This window comes from Deltaproteobacteria bacterium (genome assembly GCA_011773515.1).
Taxonomy (GTDB): Bacteria; Desulfobacterota; Deferrimicrobia; order J040; family J040; genus WVXK01.
Map to the genome: position 1 here is coordinate 15,918 of WVXK01000001.1, position 13,337 is coordinate 29,254.

Annotated in this window: 13 protein-coding genes; 7 read left to right on the plus strand and 6 right to left on the minus strand. The window is 60.4% G+C overall.

Going from position 1 to position 13,337, the window contains the following annotated elements; all coding sequences use genetic code 11:
* Positions 1-116: 116 nt before the first annotated feature.
* The 6 genes from GTN70_00085 to GTN70_00110 all read right to left on the minus strand — a co-directional run bounded on the left by GTN70_00085 (position 117) and on the right by GTN70_00110 (position 8,461).
* A complete protein-coding gene (locus GTN70_00085; protein ID NIO15403.1) occupies positions 117-1,166 on the minus strand; it encodes a glycosyltransferase in 1,050 nt (349 codons plus the stop codon).
* A gap of 193 nt (positions 1,167-1,359) precedes the next feature.
* Positions 1,360-2,289 (minus strand): cysteine synthase A, encoded by a 930-nt coding sequence (gene cysK / locus GTN70_00090; GenBank protein NIO15404.1) that lies wholly within the window; start codon positions 2,287-2,289, stop codon positions 1,360-1,362.
* A gap of 55 nt (positions 2,290-2,344) precedes the next feature.
* Entirely contained in the window at positions 2,345-2,806 is a 462-nt protein-coding gene (locus tag GTN70_00095; protein ID NIO15405.1) for an Rrf2 family transcriptional regulator, read from the minus strand.
* A 130-nt stretch (positions 2,807-2,936) separates the two neighbouring features.
* The gene (locus tag GTN70_00100) at positions 2,937-4,865 is read right to left on the minus strand and encodes a heavy metal translocating P-type ATPase (GenBank protein ID NIO15406.1); all 1,929 of its coding nucleotides are present in this window, start codon (positions 4,863-4,865) and stop codon (positions 2,937-2,939) included.
* A 181-nt stretch (positions 4,866-5,046) separates the two neighbouring features.
* Complete coding sequence (gene maeA, locus GTN70_00105; protein NIO15407.1) at positions 5,047-6,774, minus strand: oxaloacetate-decarboxylating malate dehydrogenase; 1,728 nt, start codon at positions 6,772-6,774, stop codon at positions 5,047-5,049.
* Positions 6,775-6,919: 145 nt separating this feature from the next.
* On the minus strand, positions 6,920-8,461 hold the full coding sequence (locus tag GTN70_00110) for an HD domain-containing protein (GenBank protein NIO15408.1): 1,542 nt from the start codon (positions 8,459-8,461) through the stop codon (positions 6,920-6,922).
* A gap of 242 nt (positions 8,462-8,703) precedes the next feature.
* Here GTN70_00110 and GTN70_00115 point away from each other — a divergent pair, with 242 nt between their 5' ends.
* The 7 genes from GTN70_00115 to GTN70_00145 all read left to right on the plus strand — a co-directional run.
* Positions 8,704-9,693 (plus strand): M48 family metalloprotease, encoded by a 990-nt coding sequence (locus tag GTN70_00115; protein NIO15409.1) that lies wholly within the window; start codon positions 8,704-8,706, stop codon positions 9,691-9,693.
* A 5-nt stretch (positions 9,694-9,698) separates the two neighbouring features.
* A complete protein-coding gene (locus GTN70_00120; protein NIO15410.1) occupies positions 9,699-10,241 on the plus strand; it encodes a hypothetical protein in 543 nt (180 codons plus the stop codon).
* Positions 10,242-10,579: 338 nt separating this feature from the next.
* Positions 10,580-10,942, plus strand: coding sequence for a hypothetical protein (locus GTN70_00125; GenBank protein ID NIO15411.1), 363 nt, complete (start codon positions 10,580-10,582; stop codon positions 10,940-10,942).
* Between the two features lie 64 nt (positions 10,943-11,006).
* Positions 11,007-11,456 (plus strand): hypothetical protein, encoded by a 450-nt coding sequence (locus tag GTN70_00130; GenBank protein NIO15412.1) that lies wholly within the window; start codon positions 11,007-11,009, stop codon positions 11,454-11,456.
* Positions 11,457-11,489: 33 nt separating this feature from the next.
* Positions 11,490-11,996 (plus strand): hypothetical protein, encoded by a 507-nt coding sequence (locus GTN70_00135; GenBank protein ID NIO15413.1) that lies wholly within the window; start codon positions 11,490-11,492, stop codon positions 11,994-11,996.
* A 32-nt stretch (positions 11,997-12,028) separates the two neighbouring features.
* Positions 12,029-13,024 (plus strand): 4Fe-4S dicluster domain-containing protein, encoded by a 996-nt coding sequence (locus GTN70_00140; GenBank protein ID NIO15414.1) that lies wholly within the window; start codon positions 12,029-12,031, stop codon positions 13,022-13,024.
* Positions 13,021-13,337 (plus strand): hypothetical protein (locus GTN70_00145; protein NIO15415.1); only part of this gene is annotated, 317 nt, incomplete at its 3' end. The genes GTN70_00140 and GTN70_00145, both read left to right, overlap by 4 nt.

The window sequence follows — 13,337 nt, forward strand, 5'->3', positions numbered from 1 at the left end:
GCAGGGGAGAAGATCTCCTCGAGGGCGCGAAGGGCCTCCCCGAAAAAGCCCTCATCCCGGTAGAGTATCCCGGCGATCAGTTTCACCGGAGCGGCGAGCCGCGTCATACAGCACCCCTAGAGAAACCGCATGAAATTCTTTCCCTGACGGAGCGAGGCTCTCTCGAGGCCGCTTACGAAATCCCTTCGCCCCGCGTCATCACCGATGCAGACGATAAAGTAGGAGCCTGCAAAGGCACGGAAAAATCCCTCCGGCGCCGGCGAGGGGAAGCCGAAGGCCGGGATGCCCATCACGGTCCTTCTCCCGGGGTCCTCCCGGTTGTCGACGAAGCAGGCGATGGTCACCCCTTCGCAAAGAAGAAGTCGCGCCACCTCCCTGCCCGAGGGTCCGCTCCCCGCGATCACGGCGGAGCGCCTCTTTTCCAGCAGCCCCTTTTTCACGAAGTAGTGAACCTTCGCCCGGAACATGGCTTCCCTCTTGCAGCGGGCATCGTTCCGGATCAGCCTCCCCGCGGAATCTCTCCAGAGAAGGAGCGTCTCGGGCACCTTGCCGAACCTGGCCCCTGCCAGGTACGCCCGGAGTATCAAATCGTAGTCCTCGGCCCAGGGACTGCCCCGGTACCCGCCCATCTTCTCGTAGTACTCCTTGCCGAGGAAAAAGGTGGGATGCACCAGGGGCGACTCGACGAATATCTCCCTGACAATATCATCGTGTTCGGTCAGGGAGTTGCTCCACCCCTCGTAGCGCACGACGCCGGAGGAGAGGAACCCCGAGTCGCTGATCATCCTCACCCTCGCCCCTATCAGGTCAAACTGTCCCGCCTCATTGAAAAAGCGGAGCTGACGCTCGATCCTTTCCTCATCCATGATGTCGTCCGCATCCATCCTCGCAACGTAGGTCCCGGAGCAGGCCCGGAGCCCCCGGTTGAGGGCGGCGACGATCCCCCGCCTCCGGCCGCGTATGAGCCTGACCCGCGGATCTCTTCTCCGCGCCTCCCCGATCAGCCGGGCGCTTGCGTCCGTCGACCCGTCATCGACGCATATAAGCTCGAGATCGGAGAAGGTCTGGCCAAGAACGCTTCCGATGGACGCGGGAAGGGTGGAGGCGGCGTTGTACACGGGCATCAGGACCGAAACGGCGGGTTTCATATGGAGGGTTTCGTGCATGCGGGCCCCACTTTCGCACATCACACTGTTTAGTTGTCCATCCGGCGGGGTGCAGCGCCCCCGGCTCACGGCGGCGTGCCCCCTGCCCGGAGGGTAACGTTTTTAATTTAACGGAACGCGGCGCAGATTGCACCACCTACGTCGGCTATGTGCCGCCGATTTTCCCTGCCGGGGCAAAGGGGGCCTTTCCCCGTCAATCGGGGAAATCGAAGAGCTCAGTCGTCAGGTACCGCTCGCCGGCGCTGGGCAGGACGACGACGATCAGCTTGCCCGCAGATTCCGGCCTGTGGGCCAACTGGAGCGCCGCCCACGTGTTGGCCCCCGACGATATGCCGACGAGCAACCCCTCTTCCTTCGCAAGCCTCCGGGACACCTGCATGGCGTTCTCGTTGGTGACGGTGATCACCTCGTCGTAGATGCCGGTATTGAGCACGCCGGGGACGAAGCCCGCGCCGATGCCCTGAATCTTGTGGGGCCCCGGATTGCCGCCCGACAGGACCGGTGAGTCGACGGGCTCGACGGCCACGAACCGGACATCCTTTTTCCGGGACCGGACCACCTCCCCGACCCCCGTGATCGTGCCCCCCGTCCCTATTCCCGCCACGAAGATGTCGAGCTTTCCGTCCGTGTCCCGCCATACCTCCTCGGCGGTCGTGCGCCGGTGGACCTCGGGGTTAGCAGGGTTTTCGAACTGCTGCGGGATGAAGGAGTTGGGCGTTTCGGCAGCCAGCTCCTCGGCCCTCTTGATGGCTCCCTTCATCCCCTCGGTGCCGGGCGTCAGGATGAGCTCGGCGCCCAGGGCCAGCAGCACCTTCCTGCGCTCGATGGACATGGTCTCCGGCATGGTGAGCACGAGCCGGTAGCCCTTCGCGGCGCAGACGAAGGCGAGGGCGATACCCGTGTTGCCGCTCGTGGGCTCGATGATGACCGAATCGGCGTTGATCGTCCCGTCGAACTCGGCCGCCTCGATCATCGAGACGCCGATCCTGTCTTTCACGCTTGCCAGGGGGTTTAAAAACTCGAGTTTCGCGAGAACCGTCGCATCCGCCCCGTCCGTCACCCGGTTCAGCTTCACAAGAGGGGTATTTCCCACCAGTTTCGTTACGTCAGACGCGTACCTCATGAAACGACCTCCCTTCCGGTTTCTTCCCGTGCAGCCTGTTCACGGCCCCACCGCACTATATGTGAAACACGAAGTTTTCCGCCGACCTGGCCCGCAGCTCCCGATCATGGTCGGCCATCTTTTTGATGCTCCACGCTCCCATCTCCTCTTCGATGAGTTCCTTGATCCCCCCCATCAGGGAGCGAATGGCACAACACTCGGGGGAGACAGCCGTCTCGCACTCCACGTTGCCCAGGCGGATACACTCCGTTGGCTCCACCTCTCCCTCGATCGCGCGGTAGACGTCGAGCACCGTGACTTCCGCGGGGGGGACGAAAAATCGGTAGCCGCCTGACACGCCCCGTTTGCTCGTCAGAATCCCGGCGTTTTTAAGATCCAGAAGGATAAGCTCAAGGAACTTCTTCGGGATGCCGTTCGCTTCCGCGATATCCTTGATAAGAAACGTCTTTTCGTTTTCCCTGCCCGCCATAAAGAGCAGGGCGCGGAGGGCGTACTCGAATTTTTTTGAAACCTTCATGGTCTCCTCCCGTGTGTGCTCAATTATCTATATTACCAATAGTTTAAATAGGCTGTCGTGTGCGGTCAACTCTTTTGTCATGGAACGGGAAAAGAAGGCAGGGGCCCTCCCCTTCCGGACTCCCCCCTGCCTACCCGGTCTCGGGAGGCGCGGGCCGCCCCCCCCGGGGCGGGGAGTAGCCGAAGAGCCTGAGGCTGTTGACGATTACGAGAACGGTCACGCCCACGTCGGCAAATATGGCCATGGCCAGGTTGCTCATTCTTCCCACGGCAAGAGCCAGGAAGAGAAATTTGACGGCGACGGCGAAGGTGATGTTGAGCCGGATTTTGCCGATGCTGGCCCTGCCCAGGTCCGCAAGGTAGGCCACCAGGTTCAGGTTATCGTTCATGAGGGCGATATCGCTGTTTTCGATGGCCAGGTCCGACCCGATGGCCCCCATGGCTATGCCCACCGACGAGGCGGCAAGGGCGGGCGCGTCGTTTATCCCGTCGCCCACCATGGCGACGTGCCCGTAGCGCTCGACGAGGCCGGTTACCTCCGCCACCTTGTGCTCGGGCAGAAGCCCCCACCTGACCTCCCCGATACCGAGTTCGGATGCCACGTGCCGCGCCGCGGAGCGGTTGTCCCCCGAGAGGATGACGGGGACTATTCCCATCTCCTTGAGCCGGGAAACGAGGGGTAAGCTCTCCTCCCTGATCTCGTCCACCACGCTGATGATCCCCTTCACCCTCTTCTCGTCGGTGATGACAATCGTGGTCTTGCCCTCCCTCTCCAGCTCCTCCACCTTCCTCACCACCTCCTCCCCCACCTCGTGCTCCTCCGTGACAAAGCGCAGGCTCCCCATGCAGTGGTGGCCGTCGTAACATACCGTGCACTCCCCCTTGACGCCCTTGCCCGGGACGGCCTGGAAGTTTTCGAAGCGGTGGTGGTCAAGGCCCATCAATTCGGCGCGGGACATGATGCTCCGTGCGACGGGGTGCTCGGAGAAGGCCCCTATGCCGCCCGCGCAGGCAAGGACCTCCTCGACGGTAAAGCCATCCATCGGTATGATGTCGGCGACGGCGGGCTCACCTCTCGTCAGCGTCCTGGTCTTGTCGAAGGCGATTGCCCTTACCCTCCCCATCTCCTCGATGAACCGCCCGCCCTTGACCAGGGCCCCCCTCGACGTGACGTTGCCGATGGCCGAGAATATCGCCACGGGGGTGGAGATCACGAGCGCGCAGGGGCAGGAGATGATGAGCAGGGTGAGGGACTGCACGAACCAGGGCTCGAAGGGCTGCCGGAAAAGGGCAACGGGAATAAGGACGAGGCCAAGGGATGCGGCGAGCATCGAGGGCGTGTAGTACCGGGCAAACTTCTCTATGAAGCGCTGTGCCCTGGACTTTTTCTCCATCGACTCCGTCGTCTGCTCGATGATGCGCGCAAGGGTCGTCTCGCCTGCCGCCTTTTCCACCTCGATCTCCAGGTACCCCTGCCCGTTCATGGACCCCGCGTACACCGTGTCCCCCTGGAACTTGTTTTTTGGAAGGGGCTCCCCCGTGATCACCGACTCGTCGACCAGGGATCCGCCGGCGACAACGACCCCGTCCAGCGGTATCTGCTCCCCCGGCCGGACCACGATGACCGCCCCCACCTCCACCTGGTCGACGGGGACGCTCTCCTTGCGGCCCCGCACGGTAGCCCGCAGGGGAATCCTTTCCACGAGCCTTTCGATGGCCATCCGGCTCCTTTTCACGCCGAACTCCTCGAGCGTCTCTCCCAGGGAGAAGAGGACAACGATGACCACGGCCTCATCGAAATGGCCCAGGTACGCGGCGCCGATGATCGCCAACGTCATCAGGAGGTTGATGTTCGAAAAGTCGAAGCGGGCCAGACCCCTGAGGCCGCTCCGGATGACTCCCCTCCCGAAGACCAGTATCATGGCGATGGCGAAGGGAACCATGATTGAAAGGGGCGGGCGGATATCGAAAAAGGAGAGGATCTCCAGGGGGAACACCACCGCCAGGCTTGCCAGCAACCACCGAAATTTCCTGTCCCTGAAAAGCTCCGTGTATCCCATACGATTCAGTATAGACCTTTTCTCGCGGATATCCGCGGCAAAGAGGGCGAAAGCCCCCAAAGACCAGCCCCGCGGGAGCAGTCCCCACGTCCCCGGATACTGCCGTGGGCAGGGAAGTTTGCCGCAGCGAAAAGTGCCGTCTCAATCCCCATGGGTTCCGGACCCCCTCCCGGCCCGCCTGCTAATCGACATGGCCGGTGCCCCTCGTGTACCGGGCATAGCGCGGCAGCCACATGCGGGAGCCAACGATATCGCCGAGACGTTTCGGGTCCACCGGATTCCTCGCCACGTTCTGCTCGATCGCCTTCTGCGCGACACAGATGGCCACCTCCCGGCAGACATCCCGCAAATCGGTAATGGCAGGGTAGACACAGTTCAAATCGAGCCGGAAGGGTGATACCAGCTCGGCCAGCCGCTTCGCCGCCACGGTAAACATCTCGTCCGTTATCACCTCCGCCCTGACGACGAGGGCGCCCAGGCCCACTCCCGGGAATATGAAGACGTTGTTCCCCTGGCCGACGATGAACACCTTCCCCTTGTAGTCCACATCGGGAAAGGGGCTCCCCGTGGCGACGACCGCCTCGCCGCCCGTCCACCGGTACACGTCCTCGGGCCGCCCCTCGGCGGAGCTCGTGGGATTGGAAAGGGGGAAAATGACGGGGCGGTCGCAGTGGGTGCGCATGGCCCTGACGATCTCCCTGCCGAAAGACCCCGGGACACCGGAGAGGCCGATCAGGACCGTTGCCCGTGTATTCTTTACCGCGTCCATGAGGGAAACTCTTCCGGGACTCTGAAGGTCCCAGTCCCCGGCAAAATCCGCTTTTCGCGCGAACTCCCTCTTGTACTCGTCGAGGCCCCCCCTGCCCTCGTAGAGGACGCCCCTGCTATCCAGGATGTAGATGCGCTCCTTGGCCTCTTTCTCCGAGAGCCCCTCGCTTATGAGGGCGCTGCAGATCTGCCGCGTCACGCCGATACCCCCCGCACCGGCACCGTAAACCACATACACCTGGTCGCTCAGCTTCTCCCCCTTGATCCTCATCGCCCCGCTTATGCCGGCCAGGGTCACCGCCCCCGTTCCCTGTATATCGTCGTTGAACGACGGCAGGTCCGACCGGTACGTGTCGAGAAGGGTGAAGGCGTTCTGCTTGCTGAAATCCTCCCACTGCAGAATCGCGTCGGGGAAGTTTTTCTGCACCCCACGGACGAACTTTTCGATAAAGGCGAAGTACTCGTCCCCGCGCAGCCTCTCGCTCCTGATGCCGACGTACATGGGGTCGTCCAGGAGTTCCTCGTTGTTGGTGCCCACATCGAGGGTAACGGGGAGGCAGTTGGCCGGATTTATCCCCGCACCGGCAACGTAGAGCGACAGTTTCCCGATGGGAATGCCCATACCGCCCACACCCTGGTCCCCGATCCCGAGAATACCCTCCGAGTCGGTCGCGACGATCATCTCCACGTTCTTGTACGGGAGGGACTCAAATATGTCGTCGATCCTGTCGATGTTGTCGGGCGAGAGAAATATCCCCCGGGTAAACCTGAATATGTGGCTGTACTGCTGGCAGGCGAGACCGACGGTGGGTGTGTACACGATCGGGATCATCTCCTCGAGGTAGTCGAGGATGAGCGCGTAGAAGAGCGTCTCGTTCCTATCCTGGAGAGACCGCAGGAATATGTACTTTTCCATGTCGGACCGCTTCGCAGAGAAGTTCTCATAGCTCTTCAAGACCTGGAGCTCGAGCGTGGAAACGGCGCTCGGTAAAAACCCGTCGATCCGAAAAAGCCTCCTCTCCTCGTGGGCAAATGCAGCCCCCTTGTTGAGAACGGGATTGTGGAGCAGTTCAAAACCGCCGGAGTCGATCTCGTACACATCCTCGCCTTTTTCATCCTTCAGGATCTTGAATCGAAGCATGACGGCCTCCTGTCCATATTCGTGCACGTTAAAGGGATACGTCGGGGATCAAAGCGGTTACACATAATATTATATAGTATAAAATTTGGGGAGGGGAGGGCGGCGCGGGCCCGGAAGGACGGGTATCGCCCGGCAGGGCGACGGCTCACGGTCGTGGAGATGACGCTCCCGGCGAATCGTGCATGATCTCGGTGCCGCCGACCCTGAGGTTTTTCACCGCCGAATCATCCCTGAGTTGGGCGAGCAGCGCTTTCACGCACTGGGAGTCGAACTGGAACCCCGCATTTTTCCACAACTGCTGGACCGCCTCTTTCCGGGAAAGGCTGCTCCGGTAGAGCCGGTCCGACGTCATCGCATCGAAGGCATCGGCGACCGCCATGATCCGGGCCTCGATCGGGATGGCATCCCCGGAAAGGCCGTCGGGATACCCGTGCCCGTCAACTCTCTCATGGTGATGCCGGACGCCGGGGCAGAGCCTCCTGAGCGAGTGCATCGGCTTCACGATGTTCTCGCCGATCACCGGGTGGGTCTTTATGACCTCGAAATAGTCATCGGGCGATTTGCGCGAGGAATTGTGGAGGATGGTGTCGGGTATGCCGATCTTCCCGATATCGTGCAGCAGCGATGCCTCCTTTACCAGCTTTACGACGTACTCGGGCAACCGCAACTGCGCGGCTATGCCCCCTGAGAGTTCGGACACCCTCTTTGAGTGCCCGTTCGTGTAGATATCCCTCGCCTCGACGGCCGCGGCAAGCGAGGAGATGCTTTCGAAATAGGTCTTCTCCATGCTCTTGCGCAGCTCCGCATTGTCGATAGCGGTAGCTACCTGTGCGGCAAGGTTCTGAAGCATCAGGACATCGTCCCCGCCTATCTTCCTGCACTTCGCATCGGACCCCTCGCTTCCGGGAGAATCACCCCGTCCCGACGCAACCGTCAGTACGCCGAACACCGTGTAGGACCTGATGAGGGGAACGGACACGCTGTCCCCGAAGAACCGCTGAAACTCGCGCAGCCCCCTTTCCTTCCAGCCGCCGTCCCGGCCGCGGTGAAGAACCAGGGGGCGAGCGCAATCGATGACCCGGCCAAGCAGCTCCTTTCCCGCCACCGGGAAAGAGGACTCCTCGCCGGGGGAGAGGCCGACGTGGGAAATGATCCGGAACTCTCCCTCCGAGCCGATGACCGTCACGACCCCCTTCCTGTACCCGATGATATCTACCATGCTCGAGAGGGTTACCGTCAGCAGGCCGTCGATCTCGACGGGAGACGCGACGGCCCGGGAAATGTGGCTCAAAAGGGTCTGTATGTGCTGTTTCGAGCTCTGCAGGTCTTCGATGTTTTTCTGGAGCCTCTCCGTTATCCTGTTGACATTATTGGCCAGGTCATGCAGCTCATCGCCGGAGGAGGGCCGCGCACGCCTGCTCAAATCACCCGATGCGACGGCCTCCACGTCGTCCACCGTATCCACCAGGGACTTTACGATCGCCCGCAGGATCAGGCGGCCCGCAAGGCCGAGGAGGACCAGGAAGACAACGAGGAAGGTAACCTGCGCCGCCTTCCCTTCGAGTTCCAGGAAGGGCAAAAGGAGATAGAGGGAGACCAGCATCGGTATCACGTAGAGTATGGCGAAAACGATGGAAAATCTCTCGACGATCGATTTCCTGCGCATCGAACCCTTTTGTCTCGACAAGCCCTGCTACCTCCGCAGATAGTGCGTGGAAACAATCCCCCCGGAGAGACCGATTGATTGCTCCCGGGTATTCTTTTCGGCAAAAACCCGCCGCACCTTGAACAGGGGAAACCGGCGAGAGACTCTGGCAGGGAGGGCCCGCCCCGGCAGCCGCTTCGCCGGGGTCAGCGGGCCTGATTTGCCCTGTATAATAGCAACACTTTGATGTACTATATTTTTAAAATCTACTGAAACCGGTCTCTATGGACCTTTCAAGATTTTTCGAATCATATATCGGATTGTTCATCGCCCAGTCATTCAGCCACACATTTATCACCGCAATTATCGTCCACAGGGCCATAAAGTCGTGGCGCATCAAGAGTCCGGCCCTGAAACAGAAGTTCCACTACCTAGCGATCATATTCCCCCTCGCAGCCTTTCCCGCGTACCAGCTGATCAACCCCGCAAGAAGGAACCTCTCCTTCCGCCTCGGGGCCCTCTTCGACATGAACAGGTGGCTTACCCTGGAGATCCTGGGCAAAATTCCCGGGCACGCTGTTTTTATCCTTCTCCTGCTCGTCACCTCGTGCATCTTCTTCTTCCAGGAGGCGCTTCCCATCATCCGGCACCTCCTCGCCCCCCAGAAAAACGCACATGGGGAAGACGGGGGAAGCAAGGCGCAGGTCCGGCATGTCCTGGAAAGCCTGCCGGGAGAGAAGCCGAACTTTTTCGTCCTCGACGACGAAGACCTGCTCCTGTACTCGACCACAGGCAAAAATGCTTCCATTTACCTGTCCCGGGGCCTTGTGGAATCGCTCGACACCGAGCAGCTGCGGGCGGCCCTGGCCCACGAAATAGCCCACATCGACAGGAACAAAAAGCCCCTCCTGCTGGTCGTCTTCCTCTTCAGGGTCATCCTCTTCTTCAACCCCGTCGTCCTCCTCGAGTTCAGGAGGGTCGTCCAGGAAGAGGAGAAGATATGCGACGATATGGCGGTGATGAAAACGGGGAAGCCCTCGGTCCTCGCCGAGACGCTCAAGAGGCTCTACCTGCCCGATCACGGCGGGGGGAAGATCAGCATGAAGGAGCTCGGACGGGGGGAGAAAACCTTCGAGGAGAGGAGCCACATCCTGCTCATCCAGAGCAGGATCACGAGACTCGAATCCAAAGAAAAGGAAGACCCGGGAAACTCCTGGCTCAAAATTGCCGCGACGATCGCACTCGTGGCGTGGATAAATTACTTTATCGTGTGAGGACGATGGAGGAAAAATCCTTCAAGAACAGGCTCCTTCGCATTTTTTCCCTGTTGCTGGCGGTGGGGGTCCTGATCCTGGCTTTAAAGATCCTGAACTGGGTCCCTCTCGCCCTGGACAAAGACATCATCAGGAGGTACGCCAGCATCGAGGAGGTTCAGGGATCGCTCAAGATAGCGGACCTCCACATTCCCTCCTACTTTCCCCAGACCATCCGGTGGCCCCCCTCGGAGATACTGGCCCAGGGAAAACCCTTTCCGGGCCTGATGATGGAGTTCCGCGACATAGAGAAGGGGGAGGCAACGCTCATCATCACCCAGGCGAAGGCCCCCCATTTCAACCCGGACAGCAGGATCGGCATAGAGGAGGTCAAAGAGAAGGTCGGCTACGACCTGAAGGGAAGAAAAGCCCTGCTCGAAGTCGGCTCATGCCCGGGCGGCGGGCCCTGCAGCATAATCTCCTGGGCCGAGGGGGACTACACGATCCACGTATTCCTGAAAGCGCCGCCGATCGAACTCATACGAATCGCCGAGAGCATGCTCCGCTGACCATCCCGCCTCATGCGGTTATGCAGCGAAGGGGTATTCGCGGCTCTGGCATACGCCCCCTGCCTGCCCGGGTGGCCATGCCCCCTGCAGAGCGCAGACAGAGGCTCACAGGGGCCCTCCGAAAGCAATTTTCCAATATTACAACAACTTTTACCCCCGCATAGGGACTATTTCCCCGAAAAATAGGTATTTATCCCAATTGTCGGTATTTTTGCCTTCTCCTATAGTGGAATCATGGAGTGGAGAAAACAAAAAATCGCAGGCGGGAGAAGAGGCGATAAGCGAAAGCACTCCCCCCGCGATGATGCGGCCACGTCAGAAGAAAGGAGGTGAGAGACATGGTGAGGCATTCGGGAGGACACAAGGTAAGGGGCGGCACGTACTGGAATGCCGAAAACGGTTCGATGATCCACCTGAAAGGCGAGAGCACGCTTCCGGGCGGGAAGGAAAACATCTACTACCGGATCCCCTTCGTGCTTCTTTTTCCCTTCGGGATGGTCCTGGGCGGGCTCTACATTTTCGCCCTCCCCGTCATCGGCGTGGTGAACGCCGTATCCGTGGTCGGCCAGAGGGCCTTCGGCGGGATCTTGAGCCAGCTTCGCAAGAGCATCTCCTTCGGTTGGAGGCCCACGGAGGCATACCTGGCGGGGAAGAAAAAGAGGGAAGGGAAGGAAAACGGAAAGGGAAAGGTCGCTGAATGAGCTCTTTCTCCCCTGCCGGGCGTAAACCGGGAGGATCAAAAAGCGAAAAAAAAGGAGGTAAACCATGCATACGCTCTTGGATTTCCTCACACACGTCAAGGGAGTCGAGTACATCATTTCCGTTCTGTTCATCGTCGCCTTCATCCTCTACCTGGAGGTCCTGAAACCGAGACCCTTCAGGACGCTGCTCCATGAGACCCGGGAAGACCTCGATTTCATGAAGGCATCGGGACTGAGAAATGCCCTGAAAACGGCGGGCAGCATCATCGCCGCCCCCTTCATCGGGCTCTTTTACGTGGTGTGCCTGCCCTTCATCTTCTGCTATGCCGTCGGCATCGAGGTTCTGAACATGGCGATCGGAGGGCTGGAATCCCTGCTCAACGCCGCAGGGAAGAACGTCTCCTTCGGGTGGAGGCCCCAGGAGGCCTACTTTGCCGGCAGGAAGAGGGGGAAGAAGAGGCCCGTGGAGGAGGAAGCGGAAGAGGAAGATGATGCGAAACGTGAAAATCAGTGACGGGATGCACGTACCGGGAAGGAGGCCGGATCCATGAAAAGAGAAACTATCACCGCTTTCACGATCAGCCTGTGTGTCTGCCTGATCACTTTTTCGGGCGCCATCACCGGTTCTTACACGCAAGCCTCCGGGGACGATGCGGCGGTCAGCGCCATGCCCGGTGTGATCGTCCTCGGCAGCATCAGCGACAAGTTCGAGCCCGTCACCTTCGACCACGCCGAACACGTGGATATGGCTGACAGGTGCGGCGACTGCCATCATCAGCACGGGACGGAGAAGACGCTCTCGTGCAGAAAGTGCCACGAGATCGACCCGTCGGCATTCCAGCAGTCTGCCGCAGGAGGCAGCTTTTCCCCGTGCAAGACATGCCACGCAGAGTCCTTTCAACCGGGGAAGCTGAACATGCCCGGGCTCAAGGCCGCCTACCACCGCGCCTGTTTCAGCTGCCACCGGGACGTGAGCGGCATCGGGGGCGATCCCAAAGGGTGCACAGAACTCTGCCACGAAAGAAGAGAAGAGGCGGCAGGAAGGATGGACTAGGTGAAAACTGTCACGGAAAGAGGAGGCCCTCTATGGGAAAGGAAACGAAAAAAGCAGGTGTGAAAACCAGCAGGGGAAAGAAAGGAGATGGCGCAGGGGTGAAGTGGAGCAGGAGGGATTTTCTGAAGACAGTCACCGCAGCGGGAGGCTCTGCCCTCGTGGCCACCCCGTCGAAAGCCATCGCCTATAAGAAGCTGGAGGGATGGCCCAACCGCCTGGGAATGCTCACAGATCTCTCGCAGTGCGTGGGCTGCAGGAGCTGCGAGCGGGCCTGCAACGAGGCAAACAGCCTGCCGGCCCCGGGGGTTCCTTTCGACGCGAAATCCGTATTCGCAGAGAAACGGCGGCCCACGGCCAGCGCATACACGGTAGTGAACAGATACGAAAACCCGAAAGACCGGGGAGAGCCGATCTACCGGAAAGTTCAATGCAACCACTGCAACGAGCCCGCATGTGCCTCCGCGTGCCCTGTCCGGGCATACAGAAAAACCCCCGAAGGAGCGGTCCTCTACAACGCCGACCTCTGCTTCGGCTGCAGGTACTGCATGATCGCCTGTCCCTTCTACGCCCCCGCATACGACTATGAGAGCGCCTTCGAGCCCCGCGTGGTCAAGTGCACCATGTGTTACGAGAGAATCACGAGAGGAGGCGTCCCGGCCTGTGCGAAAGCCTGTCCCGTGGAAGCGATAACCTTCGGCAAAAGGAAAGACCTGGTCAAGCTCGCCAGGGCGAAGATCTCGAGGGACCCCGACAGGTACCTGGACCAGATCTACGGGGAGCACACAGCAGGCGGGACGGGCTGGCTCTACATAGCCGGCGCACCCTTCGGGCAGCTCGACTTTCCGACGGACCTGCCCGACACCCCCCTCGTGGAACAGACGAAGGGATTTCTCTCCGCCGTCCCCCTCGTGCTCATCCTGTGGCCGGCAATCCTGGGGCTCTGCTATTCAGCCATGAACCGAAAAGGCGAGATGCATGCCGGCGACGGCGGGGAAACCCGAACGAACGGTAAGGAGGATGAAAAATGAAGGAAGACTCTGTGGTGAAAACGGAAACCTTTCCGGCCCGCTTCATGGACAAGCTCTTCATGGGCATGCCGCTGACGGACTATATGAGGAACCTCATGACCCCCTTCAACGCTTTTGCCATGTTCGTGCTCTGCGTCGGCGTTCCCCTCATGGTGCTCAGGTTCACCAGTGGCCTTGCAACCGTTACCCACGCCTCGAATGAATATCCCTGGGGGATTCTCCTGGGCTGGGGGCTCTTCGCCGGCGTTCCCCTTTCGGCCACGGGCTACGTCATGGCCACCACCGTGTACGTCTTCGGGTACAAGGAATATCA